This is a genomic window from Yokenella regensburgei, from assembly GCF_051486985.1.
In the GTDB taxonomy this organism is placed as follows: Bacteria; Pseudomonadota; Gammaproteobacteria; order Enterobacterales; family Enterobacteriaceae; genus CBFFRJ01.
Genome location: NZ_JAHVDV010000020.1, coordinates 67,025 through 86,258 on the forward strand (window position 1 = coordinate 67,025; position 19,234 = coordinate 86,258).

A 19,234-nucleotide genomic window follows, 5' to 3' on the forward strand; every position below is an offset into this window, starting at 1 on the left:
TAATCAGACCTGAGACAAAGGGACGCCGCGCTTATGAATAAGCCCGGCAACATCAAAGAGCCAGTAAAGCAGTTTCGCCATCATCACACAGGCGCCAAAAACAATAAGGAAGAAGACGACCCGTGACGTGAATGCATCCAGCCCCTCACGCGCAAGGACAATCATATTGAAAATGGCACCGAAGCAGAAACTGTGCAAAATCGCAGCCTTGTAGCGGTTTGTTTCCCGATTACCCAGCGTATAGAGCCAGTCAAACCATTTGATGATAAGCCCCACCACCACGCCGCCAAGGGGGATAAACCACACGCCACCCATGACCACCAGCGAGCCAATCAGCGTCGGGGATATCGCCAGACCCGAGTGGTTGTTCAACACTTCCCACGTAAAGTAGTTTGCCGCATTGAGTACGATGCCTGGTCGCGACGGCCAGAGCCAGGTGGGAATAAATACATAAAAATCACGCACAATGGGGGCCAGCCCCTGGAACTCAATTTTGTCGTAGTTTTGCAGCAGCAATGACAAATTTTCCCAGGGGGAGAAGGTGTCGCGGGTCAGGTAGAGGAAAGTATAAAAAGCCTCATCGCCACTCACATTCAGCCCATAGCGTTTAAGCGCCAGCCAGAACATGCCGACTATTCCCATGACGCCAGCCGCCGCCAGCATCCACAACGAGATCCAGCCGCGAATAATGCCAATGAACAGGAAGATAGCGAAGGCAATGATGATATTGGCGCGCGTTCCCCCTACGATCATGTAGGTCAGCAAACCAAAGGCGACGGTACTGACCAGGAAAAGCAGCCACGCGCGCGCATCCTGACGTAAAAAATAGATAACCAGCATGGCGGGTATAAAGAAGTAGAAGAAGCGCTTAAGCGCAACTCCGGAGACTTCACTGGAAAAGATCTGGCTATAAGAGTGCAGGCGAAACAGCAAAAAGCCGTTATGCATGAAGAAAATGCCTACGCTGACCAGTGCTATCGCCAGCAGCATGGCGCAAATGAGGTGCGCCTCTACCCGGTTTACCGTAAACAAAGGCCGTGAGGGGCGCGTCTGCGAGGCGGCACGCAGTCGCGTTTTATAGGTCACATAATAAATGCCATAGAAGCAGGTTGCTGCCAGCAACGATTGCATCATGATGCCTGGTGGAGCCACTCCGACATCAAAACGGAAGACCAGTATGCTCGTGAGCGGGAAACCCAAGAAGAAGGTCAGCAAAAAGAGCAACGAGAAGAATACGTTGAAATTGAACCGCACCCGGCGAAATTCGAACCAGGTCAGCGCGGCGATAAACAGCGATGCTACCAGCCAAAGAATTAGCAGTCCGCAAAACTCAAGTGGGCTCATCGCGTCTCCCCTGAGGCAATACGCAATGCCTGATGCCACGGGCCAAGGTAATTCGGGCTGAAGAACGTGATAGCATCTTTATCCACGGCGAGTAGCTGACGCTGCGCTTCACGGATAATATTTTCATTGAGGGTATCATCAGTAAACAGCACCGGCACCCCCTCTTCCGCCATATCCCGCCAGAACGGGTTTTTTCGATTGAGCACGCAGGGAATACCCGCCTGAATCAGTAAACACAGGGTGCCTATGCCCTGCTGACGCGCAAAGATGAAATAACCCAAATCACACTGGCTGAGCAATGCCAGATAATCGTCAAAGTCCATCTTCTGGTCTAAAACACGTAAGTTGTCCGGATGAAAGAGCCCCAGCCCTGCCTGGCGGACCTGCTCAATATAGCGTTCGTTATTTGCCGGGTAGCCCATCGGAACAATCACATTCACGCTGTCCCCAAACTGGCGATGAATGGCTTTCAGGGCAGCGATATGTTCATTACTGGGATCGCCGGAGTTACCCACCAATAGCGTCAGTTTGCCTTCACGCTTAATCTCATAAGCCAGCGTATTCAGTGCGGGGTCCATTCTCGTTGGAAAATAGAGTAGCTCCCCACGCACGGAGGGGTGCATTCTGGCAAACCAGGCCAAATCGCCCCGGGTAGCAAAAATTGCCCCGATACGTCCTTGCGCCATGCGGCGTAGCGGGTAAAACAGGCGGAATTTCAGGCTACGGGAAACTTCATAGAGATCGGCCCCCCAGGCATGCCAGTAGAACTGGGAAGATTTTATCGCCCCACGCAGCAGGGCAAGCCAAATCCCGGTATTAAATTGCCCATGAAAGAAGAAACGTTGCTGGCGGTTAGCCTTCGCCTTCGCAACGACTGCCTGCGCGAGGGCCTGTTTGGAACCAAAAAAATGCAGCGTTAAAGCGCCATAGGTTGAACGCATCCCTTCATCCTGACCGACCAGCATAAACTCACGGGCGTGCTCGCCCGAGGCCGCGAGATTATCGTTAAAGAATCGCAGCACAGTGTGATTATGGTGTGGGATATCCGATCCCAGTACGTGTATGAGTGCAGTCATTGCCGTCTACGCCAGAGTAAAAACACGCCACAACAGAGGGCGAAATAGATAATGTAGGTTGCCATGTAGGCCTGTGCTGCGCCCACCGCACCATGCGACGGGATCAGCATACGGGAAAAGGCCGTCAACAACGCGAACTGGCACAATTCCGCCAGGACATAAAAGCGTAGTGAGGCTTTCGCGATGACCAGATAGCCAAAAACGTAAGCGCCCACTTTCAGTACATCCCCGACCAGTTGCCAGGCGAACAGATCACGCATAGCGATAAACTTGTCAGAGAACAGAAGCCAGATGGCGAAATCCCGTAATAACCAGACACCGAAGCTCGCGGCGGCTACCGCAGGCAGCACAAATTTTAGCGACTTTACAATCTCGCGAGTGATCTCCTGCTTTGCCGTGAGTCTCGACAATGTCGGCAGCAAATAGACGCTAAACGAGGCGGTAATAAATTGTAGATAAGCATCGGAGATACTGCTCACCCCCTGCCATATACCCACGTCATCCCAGCTGTAATGGGCGGCAAGTTGATTTCGCATTAATACATAGGCCAGGGGTAAGGTGGCTGAGGTAATAAGCGCCATCAGCGTGAATTTACTGAGTTGTCCGGCAAGGCCGTTGTCCCACCGTGGGCGAAAACAGGCGAGCGGAACATGGCGGCGGCGAATGAGCATAAACAGCGCCGGTACAACCACCAGCGCGGGCACCAGCGCCATGCCAAGCAGCGCCCCCTGATAACCACCGAGCTTGTAGCAAACATACCAGGCGATGACCCCGATAACGCTGCCAGTAATCAGTGAAAGGGCATTGCCTGACGCATCGCGAAAGCCTTTCATCACGGCCAGAAGCAGATTCGCCCAGGCAATCCCCATCTGCACCAGCGCCACCAGACGCACCAGCCCTTGATAATCCTGATGACCAAACAGCCCCTGGCTGATGGGGGCAGCGCCAGCCAGGAAAACCAGCGCCATCAGCGTTGAGAAACCCAGCACCATCGCCGAAGAGGTACCCACGACATCGCGTAAACGCGGTAAATCATCGTGATACTGCGCAACGAATTTCGTTACACCATTAAAAATACCCGCTCCGGCAAGTACGCCCAGGACCGTCACCAACTGGCGAAAGTTTCCTGCTTGCCCGACACCCGCCGGCCCATACGCCAGAGCCAGCAGTTTGACCACCAGTAACCCGGCGCCGATTTTGACCAGGGTGCTTGCGGCAGTCCAGACAGATGCTTTTGCCAGCGACATGTTAGTTGAAATAGCTCAGCAACGTATTAATCACGGTACGCTGGTTAACAGGTGCCAGATTGTAAAAGAGAGGCAGGCGAAGCAAACGCTCACTCTCTTCGGTGGTGTGCAAATCTTCGCCGTGGAATTCACCGAACTTCTCACCAGCCGGAGAGGCATGGAGGGGGATGTAATGGAATACCGACAGAATCTCGGCCTCTTTTAGGAAATCGATCAGTTTGCTGCGGTCATCCTGATCGCGCAGCTTGATATAAAACATATGCGCATTGTGCTCACACTCTTTCGGAATGGAGGGCAGCGCGATGCGTCCGGCGCGTGCCAGCGGGGTGAGCGCATCAAAATAGGTCTGCCACAAAGCGAGACGCTGCTGATTGATACGATCCGCCGCTTCCAGCTGAGCCCATAAATATGCCGCTTGTAAGTCGGCCATCAGGTAGCTGGAACCAATATCCCGCCAGGTGTATTTATCCACCTGCCCACGGAAGAACTGACTGCGGTTAGTCCCTTTTTCACGGATGATTTCCGCCCGTTCGACCAACGCGCGATCGTTGATAAGCGTCGCACCGCCTTCACCACCCGCGGTGTAGTTCTTTGTCTCGTGGAAACTAAAGCAGCCGATATGGCCAATAGTGCCTAACGCCCGCCCTTTGTAAGTGGACATCACGCCCTGTGCGGCATCCTCCACCACAAACAGATTGTGCCGCTTGGCAATGGCCATAATGGTGTCCATTTCACTGGCCACACCTGCGTAGTGCACTGGCACAATGGCGCGGGTATTTTCAGTGATGGCGGCTTCAATGCGAGTTTCATCGATGTTCAGCGTATCCGGGCGAATATCCACAAAGACGATTTTCGCGCCGCGAAGTACAAACGCATTGGCGGTCGACACGAAGGTATAGCTTGGCATGATCACTTCATCACCCGGCTGAATATCCAGCAGCAGCGCTGCCATCTCCAGCGAGGCCGTACAGGAAGGCGTCAGCAGCACTTTTGGGCTACGGAACCGTTGTTCCATCCACTGCTGGCAGCGACGGGTAAACCCACCGTCGCCACAGAGTTTGCCGCTACCCATCGCCGACTGCATATAGTCGAGTTCCGTTCCTACTACCGGAGGTGCATTAAAAGGGATCATAGAGTCACCTGTATAACCAGTAAGCGGTGCTTTCCATTATCGCACCGCTGCGAGTGTAACGTTTGATGGCGGCAAGATTACCTATCTGCGTCGCCACGCGAAGTGTTGTGAGCTGTCGCTGGCGTGCCCAATGGCATGCCGCCAGCATCAGTTTTTCCCCTGCCCCATACCCGCCCAGTAAGCCAATTCTGGCCTCATGGTCGTTGAGCTGGCGCAGGGAAACAAAAGCAGAAACCTCGCCGTTTGCGGTTCGAAACAGCAGGCATTCATGGTCATACACGCCTTTTACGGCGTTCTCGATCCATTGTGCATAGAAGCGTCCGCTGGCTTCAGGAGGGTACCAGGGCGCGCGAAAACGGCTCTGGCTGAACAGATTTGCCGCCATCTGACGCAGCGGCGCTATGTCAGCGTCTACGGCAGTGTGCGCCTGCGGGTCGGTACCTTTTACCGGCACCGTGAGGGCAAAATCAGCCTCACCTTCGACCAGCTTAAATCCTGCCTGCTGCAAAGCATCCAGTTGATGAACGTGTGGCGCCGGGATTTTAACCTGTACGCGGGCCCAGTCGTCTAAACTGGTCAGGGCCAGCGCGGGCGCGTCGTCCTGCAAGCGCAGAATGGCGCTACGAAGGCCAAAAAAGGCACTTTCCCATGCCAGTTCTTCAAGAGTGCCGTGTATCGCCATAACTGTGCCTTAGCGCCAGACGCCTTTAGTATCGACAATGTAGCCTTGCCTGACGCTGTCTGCCGCAATGGCTTTAAATTCTTTGTGATCGACCAGCATGACAAGCACATCGGCTCTGGTCAGCGCCTCGTCCAGCTCCACCAGCACGCCAAGGCCTGCCATGCGCGCTGGCAACTGGTGAATATTCGGCTCAACAACCAGCGTTTCGCCGCTATGCCATTGAGCAATACTGTGGGCAATTTCCATCGCCGGACTTTCCCGCAGATCGTCAATATTGGGCTTAAAGGCCAGGCCAAAACAGGCAATTTTTATATCGCTGGCGCGCTTGTCCGTGGCGGCGAGGCAATCAGCAACCGTCGCTTTTACCTGACTGAGCACCCAGTGGGGTTTGCTGTCATTCACTTCACGCGCGGTACGAATCAGACGCGCCTGCTGCGGGTTTTGCGCCACGATAAACCACGGGTCAACGGCAATACAGTGCCCACCGACCCCTGGCCCTGGCTGCAAAATATTCACACGTGGATGGCGGTTCGCGAGGCGCACCAGCTCCCAGACGTTGATCCCCTGATCGGCGCAAATCAGCGACAGCTCATTAGCAAAGGCGATGTTCACATCACGGAAGCTGTTTTCTGTCAGTTTGCACATTTCGGCGGTGCGGGAGTTGGTAACCACACATTCGCCTTCAAGGAAGATGTTGTATAGCTCGCTCGCGCGTGCCGAGCAGACCGGCGTCATCCCACCTATTACGCGGTCGTTTTTGATAAGCTCAACCATCACCTGGCCGGGCAGTACGCGCTCCGGGCAGTAGGCGATATTGATATCAGCCTCTTCACCCACCTGCTGCGGAAAGGTCAGATCCGGGCGGGCTTGCGCCAGCCATTCGGCCATCTGTTCGGTGGCGCCCACCGGTGAAGTGGACTCCAGAATAACCAGCGCCCCTTTTTTAAGCACCGGTGCGATAGATTTCGCCGCCGTTTCGACATATTTCATGTCAGGCTCATGCTCGCCTTTAAAAGGAGTAGGCACGGCAATCAAATATGCATCAGCCTCAACGGGCGTGGTGCTGGCGCGCAACCAGCCACCCTCAACGGCGGTTTTCACCACGTTGTCCAGATCCGGTTCAACAATGTGGATTTTGCCCTGATTGATGGTCTCTACAGCGTGGGCGTTAATGTCGATCCCCACGACCTGTTTTTGCCGGGAAGCAAAAGCCGCTGCGGTTGGCAGTCCAATATAGCCAAGGCCAATGACGGAAATGGTTGTGAAGCTCATAGTGTTACCCGATTATTTTTCAGTGCGTGCAAAATTCGACCACAGGCCTGCCCGTCTCCATAGGGATTGTGGGCGCGACTCATGATTTGCCAGGCGTCGCTGTCATTCAGTAGGCGTGATACCTCTTCAACAATGCGCTGGCAGTTTGTTCCCACCAGCCTGACGGTACCGGCATCTACAGCTTCCGGACGTTCAGTGGTGTCGCGCATCACCAGCACGGGTTTGCCCAGTGAAGGCGCCTCCTCCTGAATCCCACCGGAATCGGTGAGGATAAGCCAGGCATGGTTCATCAGCCACAGGAAGGGCAGATAGTCTTGCGGCTCAATGAGCGTGATGTTGTCCACATGTCCGAGAATGCGCTTTACCGGCTCGCTGACGTTGGGATTGAGGTGAACCGGATAGACGATTTGTACATCATTGTGATGTGCGGCAATCTCGGCCAGCGCATGGCAAATCTCTTCAAAGCCACGACCAAAGCTTTCGCGACGGTGTCCGGTGACCAGAATCAGCTTCTTGTTCCGATCGAGGAAGGGGTAACGTGCCGCCAGCTCCTCCTCTATGGAGGGGTTATTCAGAATGCTGTCACGCACCCAGAAAAGCGCATCAATTACGGTATTGCCGGTGACATAAATATGTTTATCAGCGATGTTTTCACGTAGCAGATTACTGCGCGAATTTTCCGTGGGGGCGAAGTGATAGAGTGCGAGGTGGCCCGTCAGTGTGCGATTGGCCTCCTCAGGCCAGGGTGACGACAGGTCACCAGTGCGCAATCCTGCTTCGACATGGCCAACCGGAATACGCTGATAAAAGGCAGCCAGGCTTGCGGCGACCGTTGTGGTGGTATCGCCATGCACCAGCACCACATCCGGGCGGAAGGACTCCAGGATAGGCTTCAGCCCTTCCAGGATACGACAGGTAATTTCTGTCAGTCCCTGACCGGGCTGCATAATGTTCAGATCATAGTCCGGTACGATAGAAAAGAGATGTAATACCTGATCGAGCATCTCCCGATGCTGCGCAGTGACGCATACCCTTGCGTCGAAATCAGGATCCTTTGCCAGCGCATGAACCAGTGGTGCCATTTTAATGGCTTCCGGGCGTGTGCCAAATACGGTGAGTACTTTCACAACGTTTCTCTTCGATTAGGTGGATGAAGGCAAAAAGCCTTCATCATAGACAGCGAGTTAGAATGTACGGCGACGCGCTAACGCAACGCCTGCGCCAATCAATGCCCCTACCACTCCCCACATAATCATCAGGAAAGCACGACGCGGACTGTCGCGTTTTACCGGTTCTTCCGGCGTGCGCAAATAACGATATGTCTGAAAACGGGGATCGAGTGTAGGACCTACGTTTAGCGTGTTCAGCATGGCCCGGTTCTGGAAGTAATCCAGATCAAACTCCGGCCCTACTGCTTGCAAATTTTCCAGTCGCGCCTGGAGCATCGGGCGACCGAGTAAAAACAACTCGGAATCCGGCAACTCTGCTGGCGGAACTTCCGTTTCACTGCGAGAAATATTGTGTTGTTCGGCGACTTTAAGGGCATTTTCTACGCTGGTGACGCGGCGGTTGAAGATAGCTTTTGCCACCTCTTCCTGACGTTTGACCTGCGCTTTCATCTGAATAGTTCGCGCCGCCCATGCCCCTTTAAGTTCATCATTCAGGTGCCTTGCCGCACGCTGGCTGGCAAAAGCAACATATTGACGGAGCAAATTATTGGCGTCGGGCGCCGTTTCTGCTGTGAGCTTAATATTGTCATTTAAATTGCGGGTAACATCGCCAGCGCTGAACTGAATATTATCAATCAATTCATCCAGCATAGCGGCGTCCGCTTTACTGTTACCCACTTTGCGCTGCTTGAAGTAATCCGTCTGCGACCAGAAATCACGGCGTGTATCCCAGGAGGCCAGTTGCATCACGAACTCTTTATACGCCTCATCCATGACGGAAAGCTGCTCTGCGGGGGCGAGATTGGCTTTGACATCCAGATTGCGTAAAAACTGCTGCTGAGAGTAATACCCTCCCAGCATGTTTACCGTGGGTCGGTCGGTGATGGCCGTGGCTCCCCACTCCTGGCGCGCAAAGAATGTCCAGATTAAGGCGACTAACGCCAGCAGCAGCGCAATTCCCACAATCCATAATTTTCCAGCCCAAAGGGTACGAAACAGACCACGAATATCCAGCTCATTTTCCGTACCTGCTAAAGGTGCTCCCGCCAATGGTTGAGTCATCTCTTTCCCGGATTTACTTGGTTAGTGTTGGTTTATTACCGCTGTTGCGGCGAATTCTACGCTTCACGCGCTTAATAAAACGCGCCACTTTCCAGGCACGCTTGATGCAGTAACCGTATAAAAAGAAGGATAGCAAAAATAATGCCAACATCACCCATTCAGGGATGAAGTGGGTATATTCCGTCACGACCCCCACGGTTGCCAGCAGCGCTGCAGCGAAAGTAATCAGTACAAAGGCTTGTCGGGAAGTGAACCCGGCACGCATGATGAGGTGGTGGATATGCTGGCGGTCAGCTGAAAATGGACTCATCCCTTTACGCAAACGGCGGTACATGATCGCCACCATGTCCATAAGCGGGATTGCAATAATCCAGAGCGCGGTAACGGGGCTAATTGGGTGGGTTTTACCCTGGGTGGTTTCCAGCAGGATCCAGATGAGCGTAAAGCCAATAAACGTACTGCCTGCATCGCCCATGAAGACTTTATACCGCCGTCCCAGTACCCCGAGGTTTAACATGATGTAAGGCAGAATGGCCGCAATCATGGCAAAGCACCACATCGCAAGGCTTATCTGGCCATCAAACCACAAAATGATCCCAATGGCGGCGAAAGAGACGCAGGAGAGACCGCCGAGCAGCCCGTCAATGCCATCCACCATATTAAAGGCGTTGATGGCGGCCCAGATAGCAAACAGGGTCAGCAAATAGCCAAAGGGACCCAGCACCATTTCCCAGGTGCCGAAGATATAGCCCAGACTACTCAGATAGAGTTTGCCCACCGTCATCATCACAATGGCAATAAGGGCCTGGATCAGTGCGCGGATTTTGACGCTGATATCGAATCTGTCGTCCATGACACCAACGAAGACCAGCACGCCTGCGCAGGCAAGATAAAGGGCAGCGTGGGGGATATAGTAATCGGCGATTCCGAAGGTGAAGCAGATCCCCGCGTAGACTGAAATTCCCCCAACCAGCGGAATCAGTCCCTGATGCCGTTTGCGGAAGTTGGGCTTATCCACCAGACCGACGCGTTTGGCCACTTTCCGGGCAAAAAACAAAAACGCGGTCGTGAATAAGAAAATACTGAATAATTCAGTAAACGCAGTGAGTAAATTCACAATGCAAGCTCTCAGCGAATGTTAATCCTGGCAGTATAACGACGATGCCACGCTCCAAAAAGGAGAAAGCAGGTCATCCACAGGCGTTTTAGTATATTTATCAAGCAATCAGAAGATTGTTACCCTTGACGTTTACGTTGGGGTGGCCTGCGTTGGACTATGCCTGTCCCTGTGCATATAGCGTATAGCCCATAAATGAAAAACGCCACGTAAAAACGTGGCGTTTCCGAGGTTTATTTGTATTAAGAGCGCTTCATCATGTCGAAGAACTCATCGTTCGTCTTCGTCATTGCCAGCTTATTGATGAGGAATTCCATCGCATCGATTTCACCCATCGGGTGAATAATCTTGCGCAGGATCCACATTTTCTGCAGCTCTTCTTGCGTCGTAAGCAGCTCTTCTTTACGCGTACCGGAACGGTTGTAATCGATGGCCGGGAAGACGCGTTTTTCAGCGATCTTACGTGCCAGATGCAGTTCCATGTTACCGGTGCCTTTAAACTCTTCGTAGATGACTTCATCCATTTTAGAGCCGGTATCAACCAGCGCGGTCGCGATAATCGTCAGGCTACCGCCCTCTTCCACGTTACGTGCAGCACCAAAGAAACGCTTCGGACGGTGCAGGGCGTTAGCGTCCACACCACCGGTCAACACTTTACCGGAAGCCGGTACAACGGTGTTGTAGGCACGCGCCAGACGGGTAATGGAGTCGAGCAGGATAATGACGTCTTTCTTGTGCTCCACAAGACGTTTCGCCTTCTCGATAACCATTTCAGCAACCTGAACGTGGCGAGATGCAGGTTCGTCGAAGGTGGATGCAACCACTTCACCTTTCACCAGACGCTGCATCTCGGTCACTTCTTCCGGACGTTCATCGATGAGCAGTACCATGAGCACGCAATCCGGGTGGTTGTAGGCAATGCTCTGCGCGATGTTTTGCAGCAGCATGGTTTTACCCGCTTTTGGCGGTGCCACAATCAGACCACGCTGACCACGCCCAATTGGCGATGCCAGATCCAGTACGCGAGCGGTCAAGTCCTCGGTAGAACCGTTACCACGCTCCATACGCAGACGAGAATTTGCGTGCAGCGGCGTTAAGTTCTCGAACAGGATCTTGTTACGCGAGTTTTCCGGTTTGTCGTAGTTAACTTCGTTAACTTTCAACAACGCAAAGTAACGTTCACCCTCTTTCGGCGGACGAATCTTACCAGAAATGGTATCACCAGTGCGGAGGTTGAAACGGCGGATTTGGCTGGGGGAAACGTAGATGTCATCAGGACCGGCGAGGTAGGAGCTGTCTGCGGAGCGGAGGAAACCAAATCCGTCCTGCAATATCTCCAGTACACCGTCACCAAAGATATCTTCGCCACTCTTTGCGTGCTGCTTCAGGATGGCAAAAATGATGTCCTGCTTGCGCATACGAGCCTGGTTTTCCAGTCCCATATTTTCGCCGAGAGTGATCAGCTCAGAAACCGGCGTATTCTTTAATTCGGTAAGATTCATAATGGTGTGGGTTCTTAAACTCGGGGTAGAACTCGAACTTAATGTTGTGAATGGTATGGCAGGGTCATCCATGCCTGTTAGCGGCCATCACTTATGTCCAATCGCTGCCTGGTCACAGGAGAGTACACAGAACTGAAACGACAAGACGGAATTAAGTGACAAGCCCGGAATCTATCCACTTCTCTCGCAACAATCGTTCTTAGCGGGAAGCATCGGGTAAAACAAGGTTCAAACTACAAGGTATGTTCAAAACGAAGTCAAAACTAAATTAGCACGACTGAAGCCGGGCGTCCAGCGATCCCCTTAATTTAGGATAACGGCCGCACCGGCTGAGATTCGAGGAGTTACGCCAGGTTTGCGTCCAGGAACTCTTTCAGCTGACCTTTGGACAGTGCGCCCACTTTCGTCGCCGCCACTTCGCCGTTTTTGAACAACAGCAGGGTCGGAATACCGCGGATACCATACTTCGGCGCTGTGCCTGGGTTCTGGTCGATATTCAGCTTCGCAACGGTCAGTTTACCTTCGTATTCGCCAGCGACTTCATCCAGAATCGGGGCGATCATTTTGCACGGGCCGCACCATTCTGCCCAGAAATCGACGAGAACCAACCCGTCGGCTTTTAATACATCCGTGTCAAAACTGTCGTCTGTCAGGTGAATAATTTTATCGCTCATATTTACTCCACAGGATTATGTCTACCTTGTTAGTGTATGTAGCATAACCTTACTAAAGGTTGACTTTATTTCACCCCGTTTATTTGAACGGATGTGCTTTCGTAAAGCAATAGTAAACTGATATTCTACCACACTATGAGCAAAACACATTTGACTGAACAGAAGTTTTCCGACTTCGCCCTGCACCCGAAGGTGATTGAAGCCCTTGAAACTAAAGGGTTTCATAATTGCACGCCCATACAGGCACTGGCCCTCCCGCTGACGCTGGCTGGCCGTGATGTTGCAGGGCAGGCGCAAACCGGTACCGGCAAAACGATGGCGTTTTTGACGTCAACGTTTCATTATCTGCTTTCTCACCCCGCTATTGACGATCGCAAGGTAAACCAACCGCGCGCGATTATCATGGCACCTACCCGTGAATTAGCCGTACAAATTCATGCTGATGCCGAACCTCTGGCACAATCAACGGGCCTGAAACTGGGTCTCGCCTACGGCGGCGACGGTTACGATAAGCAATTAAAAGTGCTTGAAAGCGGCGTCGATATTCTTATCGGCACCACCGGTCGCCTTATTGATTATGCAAAGCAGAACCACATTAACCTTGGCGCTATCCAGGTCGTGGTGCTCGACGAAGCCGATCGCATGTACGATTTGGGCTTTATTAAAGACATTCGTTGGTTGTTCCGCCGTATGCCGCCGGTCACCCAGCGCCTTAATATGCTGTTCTCCGCCACCCTCTCTTACCGCGTACGTGAACTGGCGTTTGAGCAGATGAACAACGCTGAATACGTGGAAGTCGAACCGGAACAGAAAACCGGCCACCGTATTAAAGAAGAGCTTTTCTATCCCTCTAACGAAGAGAAAATGCGTCTGCTGCAAACGTTGATCGAAGAAGAGTGGCCCGATCGCGCCATTATTTTCGCCAACACCAAGCACCGCTGCGAAGATATCTGGGGTCATCTGGCAGCAGATGGACACCGCGTTGGCCTGCTGACTGGCGACGTCGCGCAGAAAAAACGTCTGCGTATTCTGGAAGAGTTTACCCGTGGCGACCTGGATATTCTGGTTGCGACCGACGTCGCAGCGCGTGGTTTGCATATTCCGGCAGTGACGCACGTCTTTAACTATGACCTGCCAGACGATTGCGAAGATTACGTTCACCGTATTGGTCGTACCGGTCGTGCAGGCGCCAGCGGTCACTCCATCAGCCTTGCCTGTGAAGAATATGCGCTGAACCTACCGGCGATTGAGACCTATATCAGCCACTCTATCCCGGTTAGCAAATACAACCCGGATGCGCTGTTAACCGATTTGCCGCCTGCAAAACGTCTGGTGCGATCGCGTTCTGGCAGTGGACCGCGCCGTAATAGCGCACCACGTAATCGTCGTCGTTCAGGTTAAAAGATATGCTCGCTTCCGCCTCGCTTTATGCCGCTATTGATTTAGGATCAAACAGTTTTCATATGCTGGTTGTTCGCGAGGTGGCTGGCAGTATTCAGACGCTGACCCGCGTGAAACGCAAAGTGCGTCTTGCTGCGGGTTTGGGTCGGGACAACGTCCTTTCCCAGGAAGCGATGGAACGTGGATGGCAATGTCTGCGTTTGTTTTCCGAGCGCTTGCAGGATATTCCCCCCGGCCAAATTCGTGTGGTTGCGACCGCAACGTTGCGGCTGGCGGTCAATGCGAATGATTTTATCGCCAAAGCGCAAGAAATTCTTGGCTGCCCGGTTCAGGTTATCAGCGGCGAAGAAGAAGCCCGGCTGATTTATCAGGGCGTTGCGCATACAACGGGTGGTTCAGATCGTCGGCTGGTGGTCGATATTGGCGGAGCCAGTACCGAACTGGTTACCGGAACGGGGGCGCAGGCCACCTCTCTTTTCAGCCTCTCTATGGGGTGCGTCACCTGGCTCGAGCGATTTTTTACCGATCGCAACCTTGCTCAGGAGAATTTCGACGCCGCAGAGCACGCCGCCCGTGAGGTACTGCGTCCGGTAGCTGATGAGCTTCGTCGCCACGGCTGGCAGGTATGCGTTGGTGCCTCCGGAACGGTTCAGGCGTTGCAGGAAATCATGATGGCGCAGGGGATGGATGAACGCATTACTCTCGCTAAACTGCAGCAGTTGAAACAGCGGGCCATACAGTGCGGCCGTCTGGAAGAGCTGGAGATTGAAGGCCTGACGCTGGAACGAGCGCTGGTTTTCCCGAGCGGCCTTGCCATCCTGATTGCCATTTTTACCGAAATGAACATCGAGAGCATGACGCTTGCTGGCGGTGCGCTTCGTGAAGGACTGGTCTATGGCATGTTACATCTGACCGTAGATCAGGACATTCGCAGTCGCACCCTGCGCAATATTCAACGCCGCTTTATTATTGATACCGACCAGGCACGACGTGTCACCACGCTCGCCGCCCTGTTTGCCCGCAGCGTTGCAGAATCCTGGGATTTAGACACCTACAGTGTTGAAATCCTGCATGTTGCCTGCGAACTGCATGAAATTGGTTTAAGCATTGAGTTTAAACAGGCGCCGCTGCATGCCGCCTGGCTTGTAAGAAATCTGGACCTGCCCGGCTTTACGCCTGCCCAGAAAAAGCTGCTGGCCACCTTGCTGCTGAACCAGACCAATCCTGTCGATCTCTCCTCTCTCCATCAGCAGAATGCCGTGCCGCCCCGTGTTGCAGAGCATCTTTGCCGCCTGCTGCGTCTGGCGATTATTTTTGCCAGCCGCCGCCGCGATGACCTCCTGCCAGCTATCACCCTGCACGCTGAGGGTGAAAAGTTAACGCTGCGCTTGCCCGAAGGCTGGATGGCGAGTCATCCGCTTGGCGCGGAGTTAATTGATCAGGAGAGCCAGTGGCAAAGCTACGTCCACTGGCCAATAGAAGTGCTCTAAGCCATCCAGCGCATCCCGCCCTTTAGCCGGAGCGGGATTAACCTTTATGCCCTGCCTTTTGCCCGTTCCAGCATCGCTTTCATATTTGCAACATGGGACTGACCTTTCTGCATGCGCTCCTCTGGCGTAATAACTTTGCGCTCCTGCTCCCAGTTCACATCATCCTGCGGTAGCTCCAGCAGAAAACGGCTCGGCTCAGGGCGCACCAGCTCGCCATACTGGCGTCGCTCTTTACACAGGGTAAACGTCAGCTCTTTTTGCGCACGGGTGATACCGACATAAGCCAGTCGGCGCTCCTCATCAATATTATCTTCATCAATGCTGCTCTGATGCGGAAGGAAACCCTCTTCCATTCCCACCATAAACACATAAGGAAACTCAAGACCTTTTGAGGCATGCAGTGTCATTAACTGCACCTGATCCAGTTCCTCGTTACTCTCTCCCCGTTCCATCATGTCGCGCAGCGTGAACCGTGTAACCACCTGATCGAGTGCCATAGGCTCGTTAAGTTCATCCCCTTCCAGCATCTCTGTCATCCAGGTAAAGAGCGTATTGACGTTCTTCATACGCATTTCAGCGGCTTTCGGGCTGGGGGAGGTTTCATACAACCAGGACTCATAATCAATGCCGTGAATGAGATCGCGCACTGCGGCAATAGGCTCCCGCTCTGCCAGCCGTTGAATTTCACCCAGCCAGTGAGTAAAACGGGTCAGAGATTCATAGCCACGCCCGGTAAGCGTCTGGTTAAGCCCCACGTCAAAGCTGGCGGCAAACAGGCTCTTATTGCGAACCATTGCCCATTCCCCCAGTTTTTGCAGCGTCGCGGAGCCAATTTCACGCTTCGGGGTATTCACAATCCTCAGGAAGGCGCTGTCATCATCCTGGTTCGTCAGAATGCGCAGATAAGCCAGTAAGTCTTTGATCTCAGGTCGCGAGAAAAATGACGTACCGCCGGAGATGCGGTAAGGAATACGGTTTTGCATCAGGAATTTTTCAAATACCCGGGACTGGTGGTTCCCGCGGTAGAGGATGGCGTAATCCTTATATTCCGTCTTATTTATAAAGTGATGCGCAATCAGTTCACCGGTCACGCGCTCCGCTTCGTGCTCTTCATTGTTAGCGCTCAGCACTTTCAGTTCAGCACCATAGCCCAGCTCAGAGAAAAGACGCTTTTCAAACACATGGGGGTTATTCGCAATCAGGATATTCGCGGCTTTCAGAATACGCCCTGAGGAGCGGTAGTTCTGCTCAAGCTTGATGACCTGCAAGGCCGGGAAATCTTCATTCAGCAGTACGAGGTTTTGTGGGCGTGCACCACGCCAGGAGTAAATGGACTGATCGTCATCACCCACCACCGTGAAACGTGCGCGCTGTCCTACCAGCAGCCTGACCAGCTCGTACTGGCTGGTGTTGGTATCCTGGTATTCATCCACCAGCAGATAGCGAATTTTGTTTTGCCAGCGCTCCCGCACCTCTTCATTGCGCTGTAACAACAGCGTGGGAAGCAAAATCAAATCGTCAAAATCCAGTACGTTGCAGGCCTTAAGATGTGCATCGTAGAGACTATAACAATGGGCAAAAATTCGATCCCGCTCACCGCTGGCGCGTGCTGCAGCCTGCGCGGGAGTAAGAAGATCGTTTTTCCAGTTAGAGATCGTCGAGATCAGCTGTTGCAATACCACTTTATCATCGTCGATCAGCCCTTCGGTGAGATCCTTTAGCAAGGCGACCTGATCGGTATCGTCGAAAAGCGAAAAATTGGATTTCATCCCCAGCGCGGCGAATTCGCGCTTGATAATGTCCAGTCCCAGCGTGTGGAACGTCGAAATCATCAAACCCCGCGCCTCTTTGCGCCCCAGCGTTTGCCCGACACGCTCTTTCATCTCGCGCGCCGCTTTGTTGGTAAATGTCACCGCTGCGATATGGCGCGCCTGATATCCGTACTCGCGGATCAAATGGGCGATTTTGTTGGTGATAACGCGGGTTTTACCGGAACCAGCACCTGCCAGCACCAGGCAAGGACCAGTTACAAATTCTACGGCTTGTTGTTGGCCAGGGTTAAGACGCATGGACATATTGCTCAATCTTCGAACGGGGGGAGGATTGTAGCAGAAAGCCGAAGGGAGATTTACCCGCGGATGGTAAAGTGTGGGGACATGTTGAGATCACAGGATACGAAAAATGGCGAAGACCGCAGCTGCACTGCATATTCTGGTGAAAACCGAAAAACTGGCGCAGGAGATCCTGGCAAAACTGGAAAAAGGCTCAGGCTTTGACTATCTGGCAAAACGCCATTCCACCTGCCCATCGGCGCGTAACGGTGGGGATCTGGGGGAGTTTAAACAGGGCGTGATGGTTGGCCCCTTCGATAAAGCGGTGTTCAGTGGCCCCTTGCTCACTCCCTTTGGACCGGTAAAAACCAGGTTTGGTTACCACATCATCAAGGTGCTGTATCGCCGCTAACGCATGCTACTATTGCGCACTGATTTATCCCCAACACGTTAAGGCGCGATCATGGCAAAAACAGCGGCAGCAATGCATATCCTGGTGAAAGAAGAGAAACTGGCACTCGATCTTCTGGAACAACTGAAAAACGGCGGCGATTTCGAGAAGCTGGCGAAGAAACACTCCACCTGCCCGTCAGGTAAAAAAGGCGGTCACTTAGGCGAATTCCGTCAGGGTCAGATGGTCCCGGCGTTCGATAAAGTCGTCTTCTCCTGCCCGGAGCTGGAGCCAACCGGCCCGCTGCACACCCAGTTCGGTTACCACATTATCAAGGTGCTGTACCGGAAATAAACTGCAACGCCCTCTCCAGGAGAGGGCGTTTAGTGTTTGCACCCTCTCCCCGTGGGCTGAAGAATCCCCAGTACTATGACGTTTTACAGCGATACCACGGCGCAATGAGAATAAAACCGTCACCGCGATGACAGGGTCTGGCTGAAAATCGATGAGGCGTTGACGGCTGCCCGGGTCGCCAGGGTGGTGGCGGTGAACCACCCTGGCACGTTCACGGGTCCTGGCGTGACAGACAAGCAAGGAACATGAGGTGAAAGGAATGACCATAAGCGCCGCATATTTCCCCTCACCCTGGCCCTCTCCCCAAAGGGGCGAGGGGACTTTCCGTGCTCGTATTATTTTCTGGGGATTCTTAAGCCCCGTGGGAGAGAGTCGGGGTGAGGGCACCAGCGTGCTCTGTAATTCGCCAGCGACGCCAGTTTTTATTTCTGCGATTGCAGCGTCTGCTGGGCGTTATGTTTCATCACATGTGTGCTGACGGCTGCCTGGAAAACTTTGAACATCAGTCCGTTGATGAGAGTGGCAAGCGTGATGGTGATAAAAGCGGTCATCACCCAATCGATAAACGCAAAACTACTGTGCAGTAACGCCGGGCGGTAAACCAGCATCCCACCAAACACCACCCAGTGACTCAGACAGTAAAAACAGTGGAAAAGGTGCCCCATCATTGCATTCTTTCTGGTCATCCACTCGCGAAACGCAGCGAACAGTTCGGTTTGCGTTATCGTCATTGAGATGCTGCTGGCTGCCAGGGCGATCATCAGGCAAGTGGTAACATCGGTGAGTAATTCAGACATCATGACTCGTGCCCCTTCTCGTTGAAATAAGACATAAATTCCAGGCCAATATCCTGAAGGGTCAGCCCCTTAAAGCGTTCCAGAATTAGCGTCTGAGCATCCGCAAGCGTAGAGGACATCATCCGGTTAACCCCTTGTTCTACCAGGCATGCCGGGTTCTCGCTGCGATTCCCTAATGCAAACAGCGCAGGTTCACCCAACGCGACATAAATATCGTAGAGCGTAACCTCGCTGGCAGGACGACATAGCCGCCAGCCGCCGTGGTGTCCTTTTATGGCCCCGACAATCTGGCTTTCACGAAGTCCGGCAAGCAATTTACGGATGAATGCCGGATTACCGTCAATAAAGGCGGCCATCTGTTCCGAGGTCATGGGTTTATCCGCCTGCTCCATATGCAGCAGGATGTGAAGTGTGGCTGAGAATGAGTTATTTATTTTCATGTAACTTACGATATTACATAAGTTACATTATAA

The 19,234-nt window shown here is 53.1% G+C and carries 19 protein-coding genes; 4 read left to right on the forward strand and 15 right to left on the reverse strand.

Translation table 11 applies throughout. The features are described from left to right. Window positions 1-3: 3 nt before the first annotated feature. The 12 genes from wzyE to trxA form a co-directional block, all read right to left on the reverse strand. Window positions 4-1,344, reverse strand: coding sequence for an ECA oligosaccharide polymerase (wzyE, locus tag KXR87_RS14830; protein WP_437433005.1), 1,341 nt, complete (start codon window positions 1,342-1,344; stop codon window positions 4-6). Continuing rightward, window positions 1,341-2,420 carry a TDP-N-acetylfucosamine:lipid II N-acetylfucosaminyltransferase gene (locus tag KXR87_RS14835; protein ID WP_437433006.1) on the reverse strand — a complete coding sequence of 360 codons (1,080 nt, stop codon included), beginning with the start codon at window positions 2,418-2,420 and terminating at the stop codon, window positions 1,341-1,343. The genes wzyE and KXR87_RS14835 overlap by 4 nt, the downstream gene beginning before the upstream one ends. After that, window positions 2,417-3,667, reverse strand: a complete 1,251-nt coding sequence (gene wzxE, locus KXR87_RS14840; RefSeq protein WP_437433007.1) for a lipid III flippase WzxE — start codon at window positions 3,665-3,667, stop codon at window positions 2,417-2,419. Before wzxE ends, KXR87_RS14835 begins: the two co-directional genes overlap by 4 nt. Before the next feature lies 1 nt (window position 3,668). After that, window positions 3,669-4,799, reverse strand: coding sequence for a dTDP-4-amino-4,6-dideoxygalactose transaminase (gene rffA, locus KXR87_RS14845; RefSeq protein ID WP_437433008.1), 1,131 nt, complete (start codon window positions 4,797-4,799; stop codon window positions 3,669-3,671). 4 nt (window positions 4,800-4,803) lie between these two features. Then, entirely contained in the window at window positions 4,804-5,481 is a 678-nt protein-coding gene (rffC, locus tag KXR87_RS14850) for a dTDP-4-amino-4,6-dideoxy-D-galactose acyltransferase (RefSeq protein ID WP_437433009.1), read from the reverse strand. Window positions 5,482-5,490: 9 nt separating this feature from the next. Further along, the gene (gene wecC, locus KXR87_RS14855; protein WP_437433010.1) at window positions 5,491-6,753 is read right to left on the reverse strand and encodes a UDP-N-acetyl-D-mannosamine dehydrogenase; all 1,263 of its coding nucleotides are present in this window, start codon (window positions 6,751-6,753) and stop codon (window positions 5,491-5,493) included. After that, window positions 6,750-7,880, reverse strand: a complete 1,131-nt coding sequence (gene wecB / locus KXR87_RS14860) for a non-hydrolyzing UDP-N-acetylglucosamine 2-epimerase (protein WP_437433011.1) — start codon at window positions 7,878-7,880, stop codon at window positions 6,750-6,752. Before wecB ends, wecC begins: the two co-directional genes overlap by 4 nt. A gap of 57 nt (window positions 7,881-7,937) precedes the next feature. Beyond that, a complete protein-coding gene (gene wzzE, locus KXR87_RS14865) occupies window positions 7,938-8,984 on the reverse strand; it encodes an ECA polysaccharide chain length modulation protein (protein ID WP_437433012.1) in 1,047 nt (348 codons plus the stop codon). Window positions 8,985-8,997: 13 nt separating this feature from the next. Next, complete coding sequence (gene wecA, locus KXR87_RS14870; protein ID WP_437433013.1) at window positions 8,998-10,101, reverse strand: UDP-N-acetylglucosamine--undecaprenyl-phosphate N-acetylglucosaminephosphotransferase; 1,104 nt, start codon at window positions 10,099-10,101, stop codon at window positions 8,998-9,000. Between the two features lie 242 nt (window positions 10,102-10,343). Further along, entirely contained in the window at window positions 10,344-11,603 is a 1,260-nt protein-coding gene (gene rho, locus KXR87_RS14875) for a transcription termination factor Rho (protein ID WP_064327923.1), read from the reverse strand. A gap of 77 nt (window positions 11,604-11,680) precedes the next feature. Beyond that, window positions 11,681-11,782, reverse strand: coding sequence for a hypothetical protein (locus KXR87_RS14880; RefSeq protein WP_437433014.1), 102 nt, complete (start codon window positions 11,780-11,782; stop codon window positions 11,681-11,683). A 165-nt stretch (window positions 11,783-11,947) separates the two neighbouring features. Beyond that, complete coding sequence (trxA, locus tag KXR87_RS14885; RefSeq protein WP_437433015.1) at window positions 11,948-12,277, reverse strand: thioredoxin TrxA; 330 nt, start codon at window positions 12,275-12,277, stop codon at window positions 11,948-11,950. 135 nt (window positions 12,278-12,412) lie between these two features. Between trxA and rhlB the strand changes: the two genes are divergently transcribed. Both rhlB and gppA read left to right on the forward strand, forming a co-directional pair. Further along, the gene (gene rhlB, locus KXR87_RS14890; protein WP_437433016.1) at window positions 12,413-13,678 is read left to right on the forward strand and encodes an ATP-dependent RNA helicase RhlB; all 1,266 of its coding nucleotides are present in this window, start codon (window positions 12,413-12,415) and stop codon (window positions 13,676-13,678) included. 5 nt (window positions 13,679-13,683) lie between these two features. Beyond that, the gene (gene gppA / locus KXR87_RS14895) at window positions 13,684-15,168 is read left to right on the forward strand and encodes a guanosine-5'-triphosphate,3'-diphosphate diphosphatase (protein WP_437433017.1); all 1,485 of its coding nucleotides are present in this window, start codon (window positions 13,684-13,686) and stop codon (window positions 15,166-15,168) included. Between the two features lie 44 nt (window positions 15,169-15,212). On the opposite strand, the gene rep is transcribed toward gppA, so the two are convergent. Continuing rightward, window positions 15,213-17,237 carry a DNA helicase Rep gene (gene rep, locus KXR87_RS14900; protein ID WP_437433034.1) on the reverse strand — a complete coding sequence of 675 codons (2,025 nt, stop codon included), beginning with the start codon at window positions 17,235-17,237 and terminating at the stop codon, window positions 15,213-15,215. A 112-nt stretch (window positions 17,238-17,349) separates the two neighbouring features. Here rep and ppiC (KXR87_RS14905) point away from each other — a divergent pair, with 112 nt between their 5' ends. Both ppiC (KXR87_RS14905) and ppiC (KXR87_RS14910) read left to right on the forward strand, forming a co-directional pair. Further along, a complete protein-coding gene (gene ppiC, locus KXR87_RS14905) occupies window positions 17,350-17,631 on the forward strand; it encodes a peptidylprolyl isomerase PpiC (protein WP_437433018.1) in 282 nt (93 codons plus the stop codon). A gap of 51 nt (window positions 17,632-17,682) precedes the next feature. Then, a complete protein-coding gene (ppiC, locus tag KXR87_RS14910; protein WP_039055076.1) occupies window positions 17,683-17,964 on the forward strand; it encodes a peptidylprolyl isomerase PpiC in 282 nt (93 codons plus the stop codon). Window positions 17,965-18,386: 422 nt separating this feature from the next. Here ppiC (KXR87_RS14910) and KXR87_RS14915 read toward each other — a convergent pair whose 3' ends face one another. Beyond that, a complete protein-coding gene (locus tag KXR87_RS14915) occupies window positions 18,387-18,764 on the reverse strand; it encodes a DUF1360 domain-containing protein (RefSeq protein WP_437433019.1) in 378 nt (125 codons plus the stop codon). Continuing rightward, window positions 18,761-19,201: an Rrf2 family transcriptional regulator gene (locus tag KXR87_RS14920; protein WP_437433020.1), complete on the reverse strand. Its 441-nt coding sequence runs from the start codon at window positions 19,199-19,201 to the stop codon at window positions 18,761-18,763. The genes KXR87_RS14915 and KXR87_RS14920 overlap by 4 nt, the downstream gene beginning before the upstream one ends. Between the last annotated feature and the right edge of the window lie 33 nt (window positions 19,202-19,234).